Origin of the sequence: Citrobacter sp. MGH105, assembly GCF_001037485.2 — a bacterium.
GTDB lineage: Bacteria > Pseudomonadota > Gammaproteobacteria > Enterobacterales > Enterobacteriaceae > Citrobacter > Citrobacter portucalensis.
Map to the genome: position 1 here is coordinate 2,090,173 of NZ_CP073048.1, position 17,756 is coordinate 2,107,928.

Annotated in this window: 26 protein-coding genes; 25 read left to right on the forward strand and 1 reads right to left on the reverse strand. The window is 48.6% G+C overall.

The features are described 5' to 3' along the window. Genes SK35_RS09890 through SK35_RS09925 form a run of 8 tightly spaced genes read left to right on the forward strand, consistent with a single transcriptional unit; the run spans position 1 to position 4,346 of the window. Complete coding sequence (locus SK35_RS09890; protein WP_048216083.1) at positions 1-444, forward strand: hypothetical protein; 444 nt, start codon at positions 1-3, stop codon at positions 442-444. Then, complete coding sequence (locus SK35_RS09895; protein ID WP_048216084.1) at positions 444-1,112, forward strand: MT-A70 family methyltransferase; 669 nt, start codon at positions 444-446, stop codon at positions 1,110-1,112. Before SK35_RS09890 ends, SK35_RS09895 begins: the two co-directional genes overlap by 1 nt. Then, positions 1,099-1,317, forward strand: a complete 219-nt coding sequence (locus tag SK35_RS09900) for a hypothetical protein (protein ID WP_003833987.1) — start codon at positions 1,099-1,101, stop codon at positions 1,315-1,317. Before SK35_RS09895 ends, SK35_RS09900 begins: the two co-directional genes overlap by 14 nt. Position 1,318: 1 nt before the next feature. Continuing rightward, positions 1,319-1,639 carry a LexA family transcriptional regulator gene (locus tag SK35_RS09905; RefSeq protein ID WP_048216085.1) on the forward strand — a complete coding sequence of 107 codons (321 nt, stop codon included), beginning with the start codon at positions 1,319-1,321 and terminating at the stop codon, positions 1,637-1,639. Next, entirely contained in the window at positions 1,636-2,025 is a 390-nt protein-coding gene (locus SK35_RS09910) for a RusA family crossover junction endodeoxyribonuclease (RefSeq protein ID WP_048216086.1), read from the forward strand. The genes SK35_RS09905 and SK35_RS09910 overlap by 4 nt, the downstream gene beginning before the upstream one ends. 25 nt (positions 2,026-2,050) lie before the next feature. Further along, positions 2,051-2,767: a phage antirepressor KilAC domain-containing protein gene (locus tag SK35_RS09915; protein WP_048216418.1), complete on the forward strand. Its 717-nt coding sequence runs from the start codon at positions 2,051-2,053 to the stop codon at positions 2,765-2,767. Continuing rightward, positions 2,764-3,753, forward strand: a complete 990-nt coding sequence (locus SK35_RS09920; RefSeq protein ID WP_048216087.1) for a DUF968 domain-containing protein — start codon at positions 2,764-2,766, stop codon at positions 3,751-3,753. The genes SK35_RS09915 and SK35_RS09920 overlap by 4 nt, the downstream gene beginning before the upstream one ends. 14 nt (positions 3,754-3,767) lie before the next feature. Then, entirely contained in the window at positions 3,768-4,346 is a 579-nt protein-coding gene (locus SK35_RS09925) for a DUF1133 family protein (RefSeq protein ID WP_048216088.1), read from the forward strand. A gap of 79 nt (positions 4,347-4,425) precedes the next feature. On the opposite strand, the gene SK35_RS09930 is transcribed toward SK35_RS09925, so the two are convergent. After that, entirely contained in the window at positions 4,426-5,022 is a 597-nt protein-coding gene (locus tag SK35_RS09930; protein WP_048216089.1) for a hypothetical protein, read from the reverse strand. A 102-nt stretch (positions 5,023-5,124) separates the two neighbouring features. On the opposite strand from SK35_RS09930, the gene SK35_RS09935 reads away from it, so the two are divergent. The 17 genes from SK35_RS09935 (at position 5,125) to SK35_RS10010 (ending at position 17,717) form a co-directional block, all read left to right on the forward strand. After that, positions 5,125-5,520 (forward strand): phage holin family protein, encoded by a 396-nt coding sequence (locus tag SK35_RS09935; protein WP_008323296.1) that lies wholly within the window; start codon positions 5,125-5,127, stop codon positions 5,518-5,520. Continuing rightward, entirely contained in the window at positions 5,507-5,788 is a 282-nt protein-coding gene (locus tag SK35_RS09940) for a phage holin family protein (RefSeq protein ID WP_008323297.1), read from the forward strand. The genes SK35_RS09935 and SK35_RS09940 overlap by 14 nt, the downstream gene beginning before the upstream one ends. After that, positions 5,788-6,405, forward strand: a complete 618-nt coding sequence (locus SK35_RS09945) for a glycoside hydrolase family 19 protein (RefSeq protein ID WP_048216090.1) — start codon at positions 5,788-5,790, stop codon at positions 6,403-6,405. Before SK35_RS09940 ends, SK35_RS09945 begins: the two co-directional genes overlap by 1 nt. Positions 6,406-6,412: 7 nt before the next feature. Then, complete coding sequence (locus SK35_RS09950) at positions 6,413-6,682, forward strand: hypothetical protein (RefSeq protein ID WP_048216091.1); 270 nt, start codon at positions 6,413-6,415, stop codon at positions 6,680-6,682. Beyond that, complete coding sequence (locus SK35_RS26835) at positions 6,639-6,836, forward strand: hypothetical protein (protein ID WP_032934485.1); 198 nt, start codon at positions 6,639-6,641, stop codon at positions 6,834-6,836. The genes SK35_RS09950 and SK35_RS26835 overlap by 44 nt, the downstream gene beginning before the upstream one ends. A gap of 29 nt (positions 6,837-6,865) precedes the next feature. Further along, positions 6,866-7,063 (forward strand): hypothetical protein, encoded by a 198-nt coding sequence (locus SK35_RS09955; RefSeq protein WP_048216092.1) that lies wholly within the window; start codon positions 6,866-6,868, stop codon positions 7,061-7,063. Positions 7,064-7,141: 78 nt separating this feature from the next. Beyond that, positions 7,142-7,711 carry a hypothetical protein gene (locus SK35_RS09960; RefSeq protein ID WP_048216093.1) on the forward strand — a complete coding sequence of 190 codons (570 nt, stop codon included), beginning with the start codon at positions 7,142-7,144 and terminating at the stop codon, positions 7,709-7,711. A 174-nt stretch (positions 7,712-7,885) separates the two neighbouring features. Continuing rightward, complete coding sequence (locus SK35_RS09965; protein WP_048216094.1) at positions 7,886-8,326, forward strand: hypothetical protein; 441 nt, start codon at positions 7,886-7,888, stop codon at positions 8,324-8,326. A gap of 4 nt (positions 8,327-8,330) precedes the next feature. After that, complete coding sequence (locus SK35_RS09970) at positions 8,331-9,788, forward strand: glycosyltransferase family 2 protein (RefSeq protein WP_048216095.1); 1,458 nt, start codon at positions 8,331-8,333, stop codon at positions 9,786-9,788. Continuing rightward, a complete protein-coding gene (locus tag SK35_RS09975; RefSeq protein WP_048216096.1) occupies positions 9,770-10,363 on the forward strand; it encodes a hypothetical protein in 594 nt (197 codons plus the stop codon). Before SK35_RS09970 ends, SK35_RS09975 begins: the two co-directional genes overlap by 19 nt. Beyond that, positions 10,356-10,724 (forward strand): HNH endonuclease, encoded by a 369-nt coding sequence (locus SK35_RS09980; RefSeq protein WP_048216097.1) that lies wholly within the window; start codon positions 10,356-10,358, stop codon positions 10,722-10,724. The genes SK35_RS09975 and SK35_RS09980 overlap by 8 nt, the downstream gene beginning before the upstream one ends. A gap of 99 nt (positions 10,725-10,823) precedes the next feature. Further along, positions 10,824-11,285 carry a terminase small subunit gene (locus tag SK35_RS09985; RefSeq protein ID WP_053065171.1) on the forward strand — a complete coding sequence of 154 codons (462 nt, stop codon included), beginning with the start codon at positions 10,824-10,826 and terminating at the stop codon, positions 11,283-11,285. Between the two features lie 3 nt (positions 11,286-11,288). Next, positions 11,289-12,947 carry a terminase large subunit gene (locus SK35_RS09990; RefSeq protein ID WP_048216098.1) on the forward strand — a complete coding sequence of 553 codons (1,659 nt, stop codon included), beginning with the start codon at positions 11,289-11,291 and terminating at the stop codon, positions 12,945-12,947. Between the two features lie 58 nt (positions 12,948-13,005). Then, complete coding sequence (locus tag SK35_RS09995) at positions 13,006-14,943, forward strand: phage major capsid protein (RefSeq protein ID WP_048216099.1); 1,938 nt, start codon at positions 13,006-13,008, stop codon at positions 14,941-14,943. A gap of 217 nt (positions 14,944-15,160) precedes the next feature. Continuing rightward, the gene (locus SK35_RS10000) at positions 15,161-16,513 is read left to right on the forward strand and encodes a phage portal protein (protein WP_048216420.1); all 1,353 of its coding nucleotides are present in this window, start codon (positions 15,161-15,163) and stop codon (positions 16,511-16,513) included. Beyond that, positions 16,510-17,394 carry a hypothetical protein gene (locus SK35_RS10005; protein WP_048216100.1) on the forward strand — a complete coding sequence of 295 codons (885 nt, stop codon included), beginning with the start codon at positions 16,510-16,512 and terminating at the stop codon, positions 17,392-17,394. The genes SK35_RS10000 and SK35_RS10005 overlap by 4 nt, the downstream gene beginning before the upstream one ends. Beyond that, on the forward strand, positions 17,391-17,717 hold the full coding sequence (locus SK35_RS10010; protein WP_048216101.1) for a head-tail connector protein: 327 nt from the start codon (positions 17,391-17,393) through the stop codon (positions 17,715-17,717). The genes SK35_RS10005 and SK35_RS10010 overlap by 4 nt, the downstream gene beginning before the upstream one ends. Positions 17,718-17,756: the final 39 nt, after the last annotated feature.

Genomic DNA, 17,756 nt, shown 5'->3' on the forward strand with positions numbered 1-17,756 from the left:
ATGAGCATTCTGAAAACGGTCCAGATGTTTATTGCCATGAACCCCGGCTCCACGACCAGGGACATCATTGAAGGTCTGACCCAGTTCAGCCAGGACAGGCTCCAACTCGCCGTTTGCCGCCTGCATGGTTCTGGGCTGGCAACGCGTAAACGCGACGGGCGACAATTCCGTTACTACGCGGAACCGCCAGCAGATTGCCACTTCGAGGTGTTTGAACCAACTCCTGAAGTCAGCGCCCTGATGGAAACGGCGAAAGGCCTGGAGGCGAAAGGTCTCTTTCACCGTGCTGCGACGATTTACATGGAGGCTTTCAACGTATCAGCCATTGAATCAGAGCGAGCAGCAATACTGGCAGAACGTCAGCGATGCCTTGGCCTGGCTAAACCAGCGGTTATTTCCGAAGACGGATGCTATCTGGCTGGCCGATTTTCGGGAGGTCATTAATGGGCTATTCACTGATTTACGCTGATCCGCCGTGGGAATACGGAAACACCATCAGCAATGGTGCAGCGGAAAACCATTACGGCACGATGAAACTCATCGACATAAAACGCCTGCCTGTCTGGGAGCTTGCTGCGGAAGATTCCGTTCTGGCCATGTGGTTCACCGGTACACATACCCGTGAGGCGATCGAACTTGCTGAGGCATGGGGGTTTAAGGTTCGGACCATGAAGGGATTCACCTGGGTGAAGTTTAACTCACTGGCTGAGCAGCACATCAACAAAGCGCTTCAGGCTGGTGGAGTAGAGGACTTTTACGACTTCCTCGACCTGTTGAACGCTCAGACCCGAATGAACGGTGGTAACTATACCCGCGCCAATACCGAGGATCTGTTAATCGCCACCAGAGGGAAAGGTCTTGAGCGTCAGAATGCGAGCGTAAAACAGGTTATTTACAGCCCACTCAGCGAACACAGCCAGAAGCCAGCAGAAGCGCGTTACCGTCTGGAGCAATTGTACGGCGATGTATCACGCATTGAGTTGTTCAGCCGCTGTTCGGCTCCCGGCTGGCATCACTGGGGAAATCAGGCAGAAAACCCTGATGTAATCATGTTTCCTTGTTACGTTGGTAAACCTGCTCCGTTGTTGGAGGTGGCTTATGCAGGACGTTGAAGCACGTAACGCGCTTCGTAACATCGCCAGAAGATGCAACGAGGAAATAACTGCTAAACGCAAGGCTAACCCTGGCATGAATTGTGACGAAATAGCCAGGCCAATTTTTAACGGTGCCATGGGGATGGTTAAGCAGCTTGGCTTTACACCATCTCATTTGTATCTCGAAGTTGGGATTCTGAATAAGCGGATTAAGGAGCGCTGAAGTGAACAATCTTACTGTGAGACAAAGTGAAGTACTTGGTTCGATCGTGAACTATCAGCGCCGGTTCGGATTCCCTCCAACGATATGTGAACTGGCAGGGCTGATTGGTTGCTCATCACCGAACGCGGCAGCGGAGCATGTGAAGGCCATAGCGAAGAAGGGATATATCTCAGTAGCGCCTGGAGTTTCCAGAGGGATCACCGTTATTTCAGGAAATGATGAGGCAGACGCGATATCGATCATCAAGTCACTCATTAACGGTGATAGTGATTCAAAAGAACGCGCCTTGTCATGGCTGGAAGCGAGAGGCGTTCAGCAATGAAATTAACGTTGCCATTCCCGCCAACGGTTAACACCTATTATCGGGCCCCTGACCGTGGAGCGTTAAAGGGTAAGCATCTGATAAGTGAGATGGGGAGGAAGTTCAAGAAGAACGTTTATGCCTCTGTTGTTGAGCAGTTTGGCGGCATACCGAAACCAGTTAACGTCAACGTTGAGGTAAACATAGTTCTTTTCCCGCCAGATAACAGACGGCGGGATCTGGACAACTACAACAAAGCGCTGTTCGACGCACTGACGAATGCCAGAGTCTTGGAAGACGACAGTCAGGTTAAACGGATGGCAATCGAGTGGGGACCGGTAGTAAAGCCTGGAAGGGTAGAGATAACGATCAGCCGATTTGAAACCTTGGCGGGTGCAGCCGCCTGATAAGTGGAGACAGAGCATGCAACAAATGAGCATAACAGTAACGTGTCCGACCCATCATGCAGCGACAGTAGGGCAGCAGATTACCATGTCCAGCCGTGAGATTGCGAAACTGGTTGATTCCCGGCACAGCAATGTCTGCGTAACGATAGAGCGCCTCATGAATTCCGGTGTGATTGGTGGGTATGCTGCATTGCAGTACACCCATCCCCAGAACGGGCAGACATACCATCACTACGAAGTGAACAAACGAGACAGCTATGTAATCGTTGCTCAATTATCGCCGGAGTTTACCGCCCGACTTGTTGACCGCTGGCAGGAACTGGAGAGAAACGGCGGAATGATTGTTCCCCGGTCACTTCCTGAGGCCCTGCGCCTTGCTGCTGATCTGGCAGAACAGAAACAGCGCCTGAGTGAAGAACTGGCAGTAGCCGCGCCGAAAGCTGAGTTCGTCGATCGTTATGTGACTGCGACTGGTTCAATGACATTCCGGCAGGTTGCCAAGCTGCTTAACGCCAAAGAGCCGGAGTTTGCGATGTTCCTGATTGAGAACGGCATCATGTACCGGCTTAACCGTGTTCTCACACCAAAGAGCAAGCATATCGAGGCTGGGCGCTTCGAGGTGAAGACAGGAACGACAAACCAGACAAATTACGCGTTTAATCAGTCCCGCTTCACCGCCAAGGGTGTTCGCTGGATTGGTGGCCTGTGGGCAGAGCATATTGCTAAGGGGCAGGTAGCGTGAGGGCATTACTGACACCTGAAGTGGCACCGATGACCGGGGTAGTGATATTTCGCCCAGGCAGTGAACTGATGCATCTGTTCAGACGTGGGCGTGTTCTTATAGAGCCACAGGCAGAGTCAATGGCTGAGTTACCGTCTGGCATGCTGCCGGAGACTGCTCAGGAGCTTCTGAACGATCCGTTAATGCGCGATGTCTTCGAAAATCAGAAGGTCATACATCGTGCTGGTGGACTGAATTCACTTGATGCCTGGCTCGAAAGAAAACTGGAATGTCAGTACCCACACAGCGAGTGGCACGATCGTAACTACACCATCACCCGGCATGCGCCTGGCTCAATCCGCACGTGCTGGGGCTGTGACTTAAAAATTCGTGATCAGTTCACTGAAGGTCTGTCGGGCATAGCCCGTGAAAACCTGGTATCCTGGCTACTGAAGGTTGTAAACGGACAATTAGGTTTCAGTGAGAACCACATTCTGACGCTGCCGGAGTTTTGCTGGTGGATGGTCAGGAACGACCTGGCTGACGAGATACCTGAAGCCGTAGCCCATAAAGCTCTTCGTCTGAAGGAAGATACTCACCTGTCGGTAACACGTGAAAGCGATATTGTTCCGGCATTACCCGCCCAACAACTGGTACAGGAGAAAGCGAAAAAGATAGTGGCGATGAAGGTAGACCCGGAGACGCCGGAATCCTTCATGCTTAAACCCAAGCGTCGCCGCTGGGTGAATGAGAAATACACGAGATGGGTTAAGGCCCAGCCGTGCGTCTGCTGTAACAAGCAGGCTGACGACCCCCATCACCTGATTGGCCACGGGCAGGGTGGAATGGGTACAAAGGCACACGACCTGTTTGTGATTCCTCTGTGCAGAGAGCATCACGACGAGTTGCATGCTGATCCTGTGGCATTTGAATCGAAATACGGTGACCAACTGGTCCTGGTGTTTCGGGTTATAGATCGTGCGCTGGCAATCGGCGTGCTGGCGTAAGTGGAGAACGCTAAATGATTAATCCTTCTGAAGTTGGTAAATCTGGTGAAATGGTTCGTCTTCGTACTCTGGAAAGCATTTGGATACAGGGTAAGTTGCGCATGTGGGGCCGCTGGTCTTATATCGGCGGTGGTAGTGGTGGGAACATGTTTAACCAGCTTCTGGCATCCGGGAAAATCACCAAAACGGCAATTAACGAAGCACTACGCCGGATGAAGAAAGCTGGTATCAGCAAACCTGAACTGGAAGCGTTCTTCAAAGAGATTCAGGAAGGGAATAATAAAAGCGGCCTGGCGTTCTGTACCGATGAAGAAGCGCTGGCCATCAACGCTGTACTCAGCGGTGTCCTTGTGCAGTCAGGGCATAAGAAGTTATACGCTCTTATTGAAGATCGTTATATCAAGCGCCTGAGCAAAAAGGCGATGGCAAGAGACCTAAATGAAAAGCATCCTGAATGGTGTTTGCGAACCTGTGAAAGCCGGATTGATGTTTGGCTAAATGTAGCAGAATCGATGCTATACAAGCCAATGTGTGACGCATTCGGCACAAATAGCGACAGATTCTACTTGAATAGTTGCGCGGAAAGTGCTTAAATTGTGTTAAGCTCGGGACGTTAAAGCGAACTGAGCAACCAACATTAAGAACCCGCTACAGAGCGGGTTTTTTTATGGCCTAGCTTGGGAAGAATTGAGCTCCCATTGAAATGAATGCTTTATACGTTCCACAACCAAACAATATCAGTGATGCAAATCCACATAGCACAGCGGCGATATTTGTTGCGTTTCCCCATTTTTTCCAAGCGGTATCATGATCTAATGGATTTTTGCCGAAGCAAAATTGAGCTACATAGGTAAATCCTGAGCAAAAACCTGATGCAAGCACACCCCCGCAAAAAATGAGCAATGCTAAAGCGATGTTTGCTACAGCGGTTGGTTCTGATGTTTTTTCCCAAATATTTCCTAAAAAAGCTAGTAAGGCGATGGCAGCACCACCGTTGATAATAAGTATCGCTCTTGCTGCATTTGCACCAACTGTAATTACTGACTTAAATGCTTCGATTTCTACGACAGTATTAGCTTTAAAAGCTTCAACGTTAATTTGATGATTTGCTTTTAAAGTTTCTAACTGAAAGTCATGGCTCAAACCTTCATCTTCTTTAAATCCTTCGAGATATTTTAGTAGGCCATTTATATCTAATTGTTTAATGCCATCATCTCTAGCCTTTCTGATATCGCTAATGATCGTTTGAATCGTTTCTTTTCCCGTCATGGCAGTAACTCCGTTAGATAGAATAATTCATTATATCTAAATGCATCATTTTTTCACTTTCCCCTCGTTCTGAGAGGACTCACAGCAATAAGAGGGGGCTTAATGTCCGATCCTGTTTCTGGCACTACGGTCGCGGCTGGTGGCCTGATGGGAGCCAGCGTATTTGGTCTTGCAACCGGTATTGATTATGGCGTGGTATTTGGCGCATTCGCTGGTGCAGTATTTTATGTAGCGACAGCGGCAAATATCACACGAGTACGATTGATTGCTTACTTCATGACGTCATTCATTGTTGGCGTTCTTGCTGCTGGCCTGGTTGGTTCAAAGTTGTCACAGGCTACCGGGTACAGTGACAGACCATTAGACGCACTTGGTGCTGTTGTAGTGGCGGCGATGACAATCAAAGTGCTCACATTTTTCAACAGTCAGGATTTGGGAAGCCTGTTCAGTATTCTTTCGCGATTCCGTGGAGGAGGGGCAAGCAATGGTAACAAGTGATCCGTCAGCGATGGTGAATGCAGGTATTTGTGCGGTCATCGTCCTTGTCCTGATGTTCTACCAGCGTGAAGGGGCAAGACATCGCCCCGCTATATCATTGCTGGCGTACTTCGTTGTGCTGGTTTATGCCAGCGTTCCATTCCGATATTTGTTTGGCCTCTACCAGGAGTCACACTGGATGGTGGTCATCGTAAACCTTCTTATTTGCGCTGCCGTCTTATGGGCTCGTGGGAACGTAGCGCGTCTCGTTGATACGCTGAGGCATTAATGAACCAATCACAATTTCAACAGGCGGCTGGTGTAAGCGCCGGGTTAGCTTCGCGCTGGTTTCCGCACATTGACGCGGCAATGAAAGAGTTCGGCATTGTTAAGCCTGAAGACCAGGCAATGTTTATTGCTCAGTCAGGACATGAATCAGCGGGATTCTCTGCGATGGTGGAGAGCTTCAACTACACCCCAGCCGCTCTGCTGACCACCTTTGGACGCCGTATCACGAACTATCAGGCATATATGCTTGGGCGTGACAAAGAAAAAGGGCAGGTAGCCAATCAGCCAGCCATTGCAAATCTTGTGTACAGCAATCGCCTCGGTAATAAAGCATCAGGTGATGGGTGGAAATATCGTGGCCGTGGGCTGATTCAGATTACCGGTCTTGATAATTACCGCCGCTGCGGAACGGGATTAAAACTGGATTTAGTCAGTAACCCTGAATTGCTGGAAAAGGATATCAACGCTGCACGATCAGCTGCATGGTTCTACGCCACCAGCGGATGTCTGAGCTACTCCGACGATCTGGTTCGCATCACTCAGATCATTAATGGCGGACAGAACGGCATTAACGACCGCCGTGCACGTTACGCCAAAGCAAAAACTGCACTGGTATGAGGTCGCTATGGGACTTGAAATGATTATCGGCCTGGCTGTTGCTGTGCTGGCTGCAATTGCAGGTGCTTTTGGTCTGGGTAAATCACGCGGTACTAACATCGCTGAGACAAAAGCGGACCAGCAACGCACTGAAGAACGAGCAGCAGCTACTGAAGCCGTTGCAGAACGCCGGGTGGAGACAACAAAAGGAGCCATGGATGTACAGCAGACTGTTAATCATCTTCCTGATGACGATGTTGACCGTGAGTTGCGCGAAAAATTTACCCGCAAAACCTGAAGTAACGGACACGGCCTGTGACTGGGTGAATATCATCTACCTAACCGAGCACGACATTGAGGTAATGGATCGCCAGACTAAGAAAGATGTGTTGACGCATAACCGGTCTGTTCAGCGCAACTGTCCAAATAAAATCACTACGGCCTCGCAATAGCGGGGCTTTTTAACAACTGAGGTATGAGCATGACAGTAGTTCTTACAGCTAAGCAGATTGAAGACCTGGCAGCCTTCGCGAAAGATGATGGTCAGCCCCAATACACCATCACCACTGGCACAATCCCGGAATTCGAAGCGGATGATGGCGAGGTTATCCCTGAATACACAGGGCTGATCGCCTACTCAGAGTCACTTGAGCACGGTGTGTTGCAACTCGACGACTAGCGGCATTACAGCAGGCATTCACTGAGTGCCTGTGATAATGCTACATTACTCTCCCTACACTATTAGGGAGATTTACCGATGGGTGAATGGTTTAATGATAATGCAAGTGCCATTATAGCGGCTAGTGCTGCTTTATCTGGTGCAGTTATTGCGGCTATATTTGCTTTTATTAACAACACTCAAAATATTCGTGCTGCAAAACTTCAACGTAGCGAACAGTATGATTTCGAGAAATGGAAAGCCAATCGACAAATTTTTATTGAGAAGGGGGAGGAGGCTATTGGGTTGATTACCTCCCTCCTGGACGCTTTCTTGGGCGTTGTTAACGCGTCCACTTTAGATGTCGTAATGACGCATGAGCATGGAATATCTGATAGTGTAAAAAATCAATTAATAGATAATAAGTCCGGTGATAACCTAAACCGGTTAGACACTATCATTATCTCCTACTTTCCTGAGCTAATAGAAAATAAAAGCCAAATGGTTACATATTACCAGCGTGGGATTTATTCCTACATTGAGTCGGCAATGAAGAAAAAAGAAAAGAGCGCTGTTGCAATTGAGTTGTTAGATATCCAAGCGAAATTAACTGAAAGCGCTAATTTATTTAAAAATAAAATTTCTGAGATTATATCTAAGCATCTCTGAGACCGACTTCTACGTAAGGCCACCATAACAAATTTGGTGGCTTTTTTTATTGCGCTTCGCACGCGCACATCAAAGAGAGTCTTTCAGTAGTGAGCCTGGGTGATGCCGTTAGGTTGCGTTTACCTCTCGGGCGGCATTGCCGTGCGACAGGCTCACGTCTAAAAGGAAACGCACATGAAGAAATTTATCACAAAACTTATGGCCGAAATATTTTCAGTTGGTCTTGTTGTATTGTTGGCCTACTCAGTATGGGAAGGAGTTACCTCACTCACCGCCATAGCAGCAGCTGCTTATTGGATTATCATCGCACTGGCTATTTTTGTCGGCCTGATCTCATGCATCGGTATTTGGGCAATTGAAAAAGAATTAGAAGTGAATGCTGATCCTGAAAAAAGGGAAAAGCTGATAGGTAGCTTAGAGGCAACATTCAAAAAACAAGGCTTCTTAAGGAAATCACTCAACTGGATTAATTTGACTATTGTTGTATGTCTGCTTGCTTATAGTGGATGGGTTTTCACTGCTGTTACCTACGTTTTAATCTCTCTGCTTTGTAAGCTCGTTATCTCAATGGGTCGTGAAAAATTCGACAATCTGAAGCAACAAGTTCAGGGGTAAGAGCATGGAAGTTCTTATTAATGGTGTTAATTACGTCCCAGCAACGAATGTTGGCTCATCCATAGGAATAGCAATCACAACCCATAATCGTCAGGAAGTTCTTAAGCGCGCCATTGACCAGCATATGAAGCATCTTCCATCTGGTGCGCTGGTGGTTGTGATAGACGATGGCTCAAATCCTGCCGCTGTTGTACCGGCTAACGTGAAGCTGTTTCGACATGACCAATCATGCGGTATTGTCGCTTCGAAGAACGCCAGCCTGACCGCGCTAATGGATGCAGGGTGTGAGCATCTCTTCCTGTGGGATGATGACGCGTGGCCAATCGCTGATAACTGGCATCTCCCTTACATCGAATCTCCAGAGCCGCATCTGGCTTATCAGTTTCTTGACCTCGCTGGCCCACGAAAGATTAACGATATGACTGTCCTGTACAGGGATGATAAGCATATCGCTTACACCGGGCAGCGCGGTGTAATGCTGTATTACCACCGCAGTGCCATTGATAAGGTTGGCGGCTTTGATCCGGTATACGGTCGTGGCATGTACGAGCATCCCGATCTGGCGCTTCGCATTCACAACGCCGGGTTATCGACATGGGCTTTCGCTGATGTGGTTGGCTCTGAAAAGCTTATTCACTCAATGGATGAGCACGAAGAGGGCTCACGCTCCATCCCTCGTCCAGATCGCGAAGCTTTAGTGAAGCGTAACGTTGGTATTTTCAATGCGCGGCGTGATAGTGGATATACCGCTTTCACTTCTTACCGAAGTAACCCACATCTTGTTTTGACCACATTACTAACAAGTCAGCCAGATCCACAGCGCACAGGTAGAATGAAACATGATGCGGGCATTCTACAGTCGTGGGCTGATTCAGTATCTGGTGCAGTACTGGTTGTCCTGGCGGATGAACTGAAAGTATTACCTTATGGCGTAGAGTTGTGCGAAGTTCCCGAGTTGATCATGAGCCCTTACTTTGCTCGCTGGCTTCACATCTATCAATACCTGCGCTCACATCCTGAATTTGATCTGGTCTTGTGCACTGATGGTACCGATGTCGAGATGCTTAGAGAGCCCTGGGCAGAAATGCAGCCGGGTAAAATATATGTTGGGTCTGAGCATAAGACGTATTCCGATGAATGGATGAAGGCCAATCACCATGGAAAAGCATATAGCGACTTCATCGAGCAGCATCGTAATGAACCGCTGTTGAATGCTGGTCTGTTAGGTGGAAGTAGAACAGATGTGATGGAGTTTGCTCACCGTATCATTCGTCAGCACTACCTGATTGAAAGCCACCGATTCTGGAAGATGGAGACTGCACCCGCCACGCAGGTGGATATGGGCGCTTTCGGAATGGCTGCAAAGTCATTCGGTGATCGAATCGTTACCGGACCTCTGGTGCATACCATCTTTAAAACAGACGGTTTCGGTAAGGAGTTAGCTTGGTGGAAACACAAGTGAAGTTCGTAGTGGTCGGACACCATGACCGCTTTGCCTCTGCAGTTCTTCTGGCAAGCGATTTGGGAGCCCATCTTCTTCTGGATGAAGGTGAGCATGGGGCCAACTGGAATCATCGCCGAGCGCTTGAATGGGCTGCCAACCAATCATGCCGTGTTGTCGTACTTGAAGATGATGCTATGCCAGTCGCTGGATTCCGCGACAAGATTGCTGTGTGGCTTTCTCGATATCCTGATGCACTGTGTTCATTTTATCTCGGCACTGGCCGTCCACCACAGTATCAACTGGAGATAGCATCAAAGCTAATAGCAGCTGATAAGGCCAGAGCTGACTTCATAACATTGCCGCGTCTTATTCATGGCGTCTGCTACAGCGTACCTCAGCAACACATCAAGAGAGTGCTGGATAAATGGAACCACAGCAAAGCAGCAGACTATGCAGTCGGTGATGCTTACGGTGGCCCTGTTGTCTATCCATGCTACTCACTTGTTGACCACGCTGATGGACAGCCAGTAGAACCAGCCAGAGACAATCAGCCAAGAACAGAACGCCGCAGAGCATGGAGGTTACATGTCTAAGTTAAAGACACTACAACCGCGCCTGAAAGCTATCGACACTCGACGAATAAAGCCTGTCTATGGTGAGCATCGCCGCATAAGCGGTAGCGCAAGGGTAAGCCTTAAGCGTCGTATCTATGTTCGCGACGGTGGTCACTGCTGCATGTGTCAGCGAGTGGTTGACCTGCATGACAGTGAACTTGATCACCGCATAGCACTACAGTTCGGTGGTGACAACGATGAGAGCAACCTCTGGACGCTGTGCATTGATTGCCATTCAGGTAAGTCATCGCGCGAAGCATCAATGAACCAGCCTGACAGTGAGGCTCTGAAGCACTCTGTGCCGAAAGATAAATCACAATCTGGCATCGTAATTCTCTGACCAAACACCGGGGGGTATCAGTGGGTGTCAACGCCGATCGCGCTGGACACCGCGCCCCCTCTCACGCGCAGAAAATTTTCCCCTTTGGAGGGTGTTAACGTGTTAACAGGACAAAAGCGCAAATTCGCACAAGCGCTGATGTCCGGTTCATCCCAGGCTGAAGCAGCCCGAAAGGCCGGTTACTCCGAGAAAACCGCGAGGTCTCAGGGTTCCAGGCTGGCAAAAGACCCGGATATCATCGCGTTTATCAATAAAAAACGTGGTACCGAAGTCATTGCCGAGCAGGCTGTTTCTGAACCAGATGATCTGCCAAAAGTTGTTAACAGAACGGTGAAGGAATTTGATGATCCGCTTGAGTTCCTGAAAGCAGTGATGAACGACGTATCAGAAGAGACGGATGTCAGAAAAGACGCTGCAAAAGCGATGCTCCCATACCTTCACCCCAAAAAAGGAGAAGGTGGTAAAAAGGATGCGAGACATGCTGCCGCGAAGGTCGCAGCTACGGGTAGCAAGTTTGGGGCAATGGCACCCCCGAAGCTTGTTGTTAATAACAAGGGGTAATCGATGGCTCAATGGACCACGGCTTGCCCTGAATGGGAATCTCTTCTGGTTGCAAAGCAATCAATCATCCCACCACCAATTTTTCCAGACCAGGCAGAACAGGCACTTGGCATCTTCAAAGAGTTACGCGTCTCTGATTTACCAGGAAAGCCAACATTTGGTGAGTGCTCTGAGGAATGGGTATTTGACTTTGTTAATGCCATCTTCGGTGGCTATGAAGCAGAGACTGGCAAGCAGTTAATCCGCGAATATGGGCTGCTTATCTCGAAGAAGAACACAAAATCGACCATCGCAGCAGGGATTATGCTGACCGCGCTGATCCTGTGCTGGCGTGAAGATGAAGAGCACCTGATTCTCGCGCCGACAAAAGAGGTTGCAGATAACAGTTTTAAACCTGCTGCCGGGATGATACGCGCCGATGATGAGCTATCTGATATGTTCCAGATTCAGGACCATATCCGCACCATCACACACCGAGTAACGAGAAATACACTAAAAGTAGTAGCAGCTGACACCGATACTGTTTCAGGTAAAAAGTCTGGGCGCATTCTGGTTGATGAGCTTTGGTTGTTTGGCAAGAGATCTAATGCCGAAGCCATGTTTATGGAAGCACTTGGTGGTCAGGTATCTCGCAACGAAGGGTGGGTTATATTCCTGACTACGCAAAGTGATGAACCGCCTGCTGGTGTATTCAAAGAACGCCTTGATTACTGGCGAGCTGTGCGAGATGGGAAGATTAATGACCTTAAAACACTCGGCGTCCTGTATGAATTCCCTGACTCTATGGTGGAAAGTAAGGCTTACCTTGAACCAAAAAATTTCTACATCACCAATCCAAATATTGGACGTTCTGTAAGTGAAGAATGGATTGCCGATCAGCTTCTGAAGAACCAGAACAAAACAGACGGAACATTACAGCAGTTCCTTGCGAAACATCTCAATATCGAAATTGGTCTAAACCTCCGAAGTGACCGATGGGCAGGTGTTGATTTCTGGGAACCGCAAATTAGGGCGGTAACATTCAGCGATATCCTTCAGCGAGCTGAGGTTGCTACAGTTGGGATAGATGGTGGTGGCCTTGATGACCTTCTTGGTCTTTACGTTATTGGTCGTGACAAAGAAACCCGAGAGTGGATTGGATGGGGCCATGCCTGGGCGCATGAAATAGCTGTGCGCCGCCGCAAAAGCGAAGAATCCAGGTTCAACGATTTCGTTAAGGCCGGTGACCTGACTATCGTAAAACGAGTAGGACAGGATACGGAGGAAGTCGCTGAATATGTCAGCCGTATTAATGATGCGGAACTGCTGGATAAAATTGGCATTGACCCTTCTGGTGTCGGTCAGATCCTTGATGCTCTTGTTGAAGCTGAAATACCTGAAGATTCAGTGGTTGGTGTCAGCCAGGGATGGAGACTTGGTGGTGCGATTAAGACAACAGAGCGCAAGCTTGCTGAGGGTGTGCTTATTCATGGTGGACAGCCATTAATGGCCTGGTGTGTAGGCAATGCCAGGGTAGAACCTAAAGGTAACGCTATCCTTATCACCAAACAGGCTAGTGGAAAGGGGAAAATTGACCCCCTTATGGCCTTGTTTAATGCCGTTTCGCTAATGGCACTTAATCCTGAAGCGAAGAAGAAAGATTACCAGGTATTTTTTATATAAATAACACGTCAGTTAATGACCCGCCACGGCGGGTTTTTTCGTTTCTGGAGGACAGTAAATGAAGCTTGACCGCGCATGTACGATCATGACGGTGAAAGCGGTGGATGAGGACAAACGGATAATCACCGGGATTGCTTCCACACCATCACCTGACCGTGACGGCGACATTATGGACCCTGACGGTGCGAAGTTCGGTAGTGAAAACCCTTTCCTCTGGCAGCATGACAGAACCCAACCTATTGGGAACTGTTCTGCAAAGAAAGTGAAAGAGGGGCTTCAGATTACGGCGCAACTTGTTAAGCCAACACCTGACATGCCATCGCAGCTGGTGGCCAGGCTTGAAGAAGCGTGGGCATCAATCAAATCAGGTCTTGTGAAAGGCCTGTCTATCGGCTTCAAGCCAATTAAATACGCATATCTCGACTCTGGTGGCATCCATTTTCTTGAATGGGAGCTTCTTGAAGTTTCTGCAGTAACGATCCCGGCGAATGCCGAGTGTTCGATTCAAACCGTTAAGTCGTTTGACCGCCAGTTACTCGCCGCGCTCGGCAATGAGAAACCGGTAGTTAAAACCATAAATTCTGCTGGCGCTTCAGCACCGAATAAATCTTCTCAAAAAGGAAAATCAACGATGAATATCGCTGAACAGATCAAAAGTTTTGAAAACAAGCGTGCAGCGCTGGCCTCTTCACTGAACGACATCATGAGCAAAGCCGCCGATGAAGGCCGCACGCTGGATGCGGAAGAAACAGAAAGCTACGACAACACCTCTACTGAAATTAAAGCGGTCGACGAGCACCTTAAACGCCTGCGTGATATGGAAACCAGCATGGCATCAACCGCCAAGCCAGTAACTAAAGCAGCATCTGGTGAAGTTACAGTGGTGAATAACGCGCCATCCATCATCCGTGTAGAGCCTAAGCTGGAAAAAGGTATCGCATTTGCCCGTTTTGCCAAGTCTCTGGCAGCTGGTAACGGTAGCCGCTCCGAAGCGCTGCAGATTGCGAAAAACCAGTATCCTGATGACACCAAACTCCATCATGTTCTGAAAGCTGCGGTAAGTGCTGGTACCACCACAGACCCTGCCTGGGCTGGTGCACTGGTTGAATATCAGGATTACGCGCAGGATTTCGTAGAGTATCTGCGTCCTCAGACCATTATCGGACGTTTTGGCCAGGGTAACATCCCGTCCCTGCGTCAGGTGCCGTTCAATGTGCGCATTCCGGCGCAGACCTCCGGTGGTTCTGCTAACTGGGTTGGTCAGGGTAAAGCCAAGCCTCTGACCAAGTTTGACTTTGCAACCATCACCTTCGGTTTTTCCAAAGTGGCGTCTATCGCAGTTCTGACTGAAGAGCTGATCCGTTTCTCAAATCCATCTGCCGATGCTCTGGTGCGTAACGCCCTGGCTGAAGCAGTGATTGCGCGACTGGATACCGACTTCATCGACCCGGCAAAAGCGGCAGTGGCTGATGTTTCACCTGCATCTATTACCAACGGCATTACTGCGATTACGTCTACTGGCGATCCGGATACCGATGCTGCAGCAGCATTTGGTCAATTTATTACCAACAACCTGCAGCCGAATGGCGCGGTCTGGCTGATGTCCAGCACTACGGCTCTTACGCTGTCCATGCGTAAAAATGCATTGGGCCAGAAAGAGTATCCGGACATGACCATGCTGGGCGGTACATTCCAGGGGCTGCCAGTAATTGTCTCCCAGTACGTTGGCAATCAGTTGGTATTGGTTAACGCGCCGGATGTGTACCTGGCTGATGATGGCGGTGTAGCCGTTGATATGTCTCGCGAAGCTTCTCTGGAAATGCAGAGTGCTCCGACCCATGACAGCGCCACACCAACGGCAGTGGAACTGGTATCCATGTTCCAGACCAACAGCGTGGCCATTCGTGCAGAGCGCTGGATTAACTGGAAACGCCGTCGCGATGCAGCAGTAGCTGTTATCTCCGGCGTTGATTACAGCAATGGCGCTACCAGCTAAGAAGGAGGGCGGGGGAAACCCCGCCATTTCATATGGCAAAGATCAGATACCTACAGCGTACACATGACTCATTGCCAGGTGATGAGAAAATTGTGAATGACCAGTGCGCAAAGGTGCTGGTTCTGCTGCATAAAGCTGAATATGTGACTAGTAAAAAAGCTGGTGGGCCGAAAAAGAAAAAAGTTAACGCGGAGAATGGCTGATGTGGAATTCTTTGATGTGGAATCCTTTTAGACGGAAAGAGAAAGCACTACAGCAACCATCGTCTCGCGGCTGGGCTCCGATATTTTCCTTTGTCAGAGAACCTTTCGCAGGTGCCTGGCAAAGAAACATGGAAATCAGGAATGAAACCGTACTTTCCTATTATGCGGTGTTTTCCTGCATAACCCTTATTGCCAGTGACATTTCAAAGATGTCTCCAGCCATTCAGGCCAAAGATTCTAACGGCATATGGAAAGAAGTTTCGGCTACTGAATTCGACACACTAATCAGTAAACCTAACCAGTTTCAGAACACAATTCAGTTCTTTGAAACATGGATGAATTCTAAACTTTCACGCGGTAATACTTACGTGATGAAGGTAAAAAATAATACCGGGAAAATTACAGAGCTTCGCATTCTTGATCCGGATAAAGTCATCCCGTTGGTCGCTGATGACGGTTCTGTCTTTTACCAAATCAGTCCTGACCAGATTAGTGGTCTCCAGGCACAAGTAACCGTACCTGCACGCGAAATAATTCACGATCGCTTTAATTGCCTATTTCATCCTCTTATTGGCATTTCTCCCATCTACGCCTGCGGACTCGCCGCAATGCAGGGGAAGCACATTCAGGAAAGCTCGGCATTCTTCTTTAAAAATGGCGGCAAACCAAGTGGCGTTATTACTATTCCTGGCTCTGTTGATGCTGACAAAGCCACAGAAATAAAAAAAGCATGGGATGCAGGTTACACAGGGGAAAATGCAGGAAAGACTGGACTGTTATCAGGTGGCGCAGAATACAAAGCGATCACCATGTCTGCGGTAGATGCGCAGACTGTTGAGCAGCAGAAACTCTCTGCAGAAATGGTTTGTTCTGCCTTCCATGTCCCGGCATATAAGGCTGGAGTTGGCGAAATACCAAGTTCTGATAACGTTGAAGCACTTGAACAACAATATTACTCGCAGTGCCTTCAGGTACTGATTGAGTCTATCGAGTCACTCCTGAAAGAAGCTTTCGAACTGGATGCCAAAAAGCGTGTTGAGCTTGATATCGGCGCGCTGTTACGAATGGACAGTGAACGCAGAATGAAAGCGCTGGGTGATGGAGTTAAAAATACCATCCTTACTCCAAACGAAGCCCGTAAAAGTGAAAACCTTCCTCCTGTTGAAGGTGGTGATTCTCTCTTCCTTCAGCAGCAGAACTTCAGCCTGGCAGCGCTGGCCAGGCGCGACGCATCAGAAGACCCATTCGCGAAAGGGACGCAACAGACGCAGACAGCGATTGCACCTGTTGATGAAAGTGGAAAGGCGCTAAGTGAGACTGAACTTTTCGCAGCGAAAACAATGCTCAGAGGATTATTAACAAAATGAATGAACGTGAATTATCCCTGATTAAAGCGCTTGGTGAAGAGTTTGGAGCAGCCATTAAAAAAATGGCAGATGACTTTCAGCAAGCGCTGGAGAAAACAGCCAGTAATCTGGAGAAGCAACTGGAAGAGGTTCGACAGTCAATTCCAGAATTCCAACCAGTAGAAATACCAGATGTATCTAAAATGGTTGCCGATGCTGTAAGTGAAATTGAATTACCGAAGGCACCAGAACTACCAGACTTTAACCAGATTATTGCCGATGCTACCGAAAGCGCGGTGAAGCAGGCTTTTGAATCAATTCCAGTACCCAAGGATGGTAAAAGCGTCACGGTTGATGATCTGCGTCCCCTTGTCGAAGAGGTAGTGAAGGCGTTACTTCCTGAACCGGTAGATGTTGAAAAGCTCGCTCAGGATTTGTTGTCAAAGATTCCTGATCCTAAACCAGGTTCCGATGGTCGTGATGCTCTTGCAATAGAGCTTGAACCATTCATTGACGAGAAAAAAAACTATCCACGCGGTACCTATGCGACTCACAAAGGCGGACTTTGGCGCGCCCATGAAAAGACGCACGGCATGCGGGGCTGGGAATGTATTGTTGACGGTGTGTCGGGTGTTGATATCAAACAAGATAACCAGCGGACCTTCTCAATTTCTCTCGAAAGAGCAAGCGGTACTGTTGAAGTTAAGTCCTTTGACATCCCGGTAACTATCTATCGCGATGTATTCAAATCTGGTACCGAATATCAACCTGGCGATACGGTCACATGGGGTGGTTGTATGTGGCATTGCAACGAAAAAACTTGTGACAAGCCTGGTGAGACAGGATCGAAAGGATGGACGCTTGCTGTCAAGAAGGGGCGTGACCTGAGGGATAAGCAATGATTGAACTGGTGACGCTCGAAGAGGCTAAGTTGCATCTCCGTATTGACGACGATTACGGAGATTCAGACCTTACCTTAAAAATTCAGGGCGGCAGCGCAGCAATACTTTCCTACATTCATGGAAGTCGCGCGTTTGTCGTGGATGAATCAGGAAATCTTATTGATGGTGAGCCGCTTACTCGCGTTCAGACTGCTCTGTTGGTTCTGCTTGGCTATCTGGACCGTAATCGCGGCGGCGAAGAAGAAGAAAAGTTGAAACAGGGAGAGCTTCCTTTTTCTGTATCAATGCTGATTTACGACCTCCGTAAGCCGACAATTATTTAAGGGGTTGGTATGGCATGCGCAGGATGCGCCAGACGGCGC

What these genes read in the sequence shown, in the direction of transcription:
- SK35_RS09890 (WP_048216083.1), top strand. Translation starts at nt 1, where the DNA reads ATGAGCATTCTGAAAACGGTCCAGATGTTTATTGCCATGAACCCCGGC.
- SK35_RS09895 (WP_048216084.1), top strand. Translation starts at nt 444, where the DNA reads ATGGGCTATTCACTGATTTACGCTGATCCGCCGTGGGAATACGGAAAC.
- SK35_RS09900 (WP_003833987.1), top strand. Translation starts at nt 1,099, where the DNA reads ATGCAGGACGTTGAAGCACGTAACGCGCTTCGTAACATCGCCAGAAGA.
- SK35_RS09910 (WP_048216086.1), top strand. Translation starts at nt 1,636, where the DNA reads ATGAAATTAACGTTGCCATTCCCGCCAACGGTTAACACCTATTATCGG.
- SK35_RS09915 (WP_048216418.1), top strand. Translation starts at nt 2,051, where the DNA reads ATGAGCATAACAGTAACGTGTCCGACCCATCATGCAGCGACAGTAGGG.
- SK35_RS09925 (WP_048216088.1), top strand. Translation starts at nt 3,768, where the DNA reads ATGATTAATCCTTCTGAAGTTGGTAAATCTGGTGAAATGGTTCGTCTT.
- SK35_RS09930 (WP_048216089.1), bottom strand. Translation starts at nt 5,022, where the DNA reads ATGACGGGAAAAGAAACGATTCAAACGATCATTAGCGATATCAGAAAG.
- SK35_RS09935 (WP_008323296.1), top strand. Translation starts at nt 5,125, where the DNA reads ATGTCCGATCCTGTTTCTGGCACTACGGTCGCGGCTGGTGGCCTGATG.
- SK35_RS09940 (WP_008323297.1), top strand. Translation starts at nt 5,507, where the DNA reads ATGGTAACAAGTGATCCGTCAGCGATGGTGAATGCAGGTATTTGTGCG.
- SK35_RS09945 (WP_048216090.1), top strand. Translation starts at nt 5,788, where the DNA reads ATGAACCAATCACAATTTCAACAGGCGGCTGGTGTAAGCGCCGGGTTA.
- SK35_RS09950 (WP_048216091.1), top strand. Translation starts at nt 6,413, where the DNA reads ATGGGACTTGAAATGATTATCGGCCTGGCTGTTGCTGTGCTGGCTGCA.
- SK35_RS26835 (WP_032934485.1), top strand. Translation starts at nt 6,639, where the DNA reads ATGTTGACCGTGAGTTGCGCGAAAAATTTACCCGCAAAACCTGAAGTA.
- SK35_RS09955 (WP_048216092.1), top strand. Translation starts at nt 6,866, where the DNA reads ATGACAGTAGTTCTTACAGCTAAGCAGATTGAAGACCTGGCAGCCTTC.
- SK35_RS09960 (WP_048216093.1), top strand. Translation starts at nt 7,142, where the DNA reads ATGGGTGAATGGTTTAATGATAATGCAAGTGCCATTATAGCGGCTAGT.
- SK35_RS09965 (WP_048216094.1), top strand. Translation starts at nt 7,886, where the DNA reads ATGAAGAAATTTATCACAAAACTTATGGCCGAAATATTTTCAGTTGGT.
- SK35_RS09970 (WP_048216095.1), top strand. Translation starts at nt 8,331, where the DNA reads ATGGAAGTTCTTATTAATGGTGTTAATTACGTCCCAGCAACGAATGTT.
- SK35_RS09980 (WP_048216097.1), top strand. Translation starts at nt 10,356, where the DNA reads ATGTCTAAGTTAAAGACACTACAACCGCGCCTGAAAGCTATCGACACT.
- SK35_RS09990 (WP_048216098.1), top strand. Translation starts at nt 11,289, where the DNA reads ATGGCTCAATGGACCACGGCTTGCCCTGAATGGGAATCTCTTCTGGTT.
- SK35_RS09995 (WP_048216099.1), top strand. Translation starts at nt 13,006, where the DNA reads ATGAAGCTTGACCGCGCATGTACGATCATGACGGTGAAAGCGGTGGAT.
- SK35_RS10000 (WP_048216420.1), top strand. Translation starts at nt 15,161, where the DNA reads ATGTGGAATCCTTTTAGACGGAAAGAGAAAGCACTACAGCAACCATCG.
- SK35_RS10005 (WP_048216100.1), top strand. Translation starts at nt 16,510, where the DNA reads ATGAATGAACGTGAATTATCCCTGATTAAAGCGCTTGGTGAAGAGTTT.
- SK35_RS10010 (WP_048216101.1), top strand. Translation starts at nt 17,391, where the DNA reads ATGATTGAACTGGTGACGCTCGAAGAGGCTAAGTTGCATCTCCGTATT.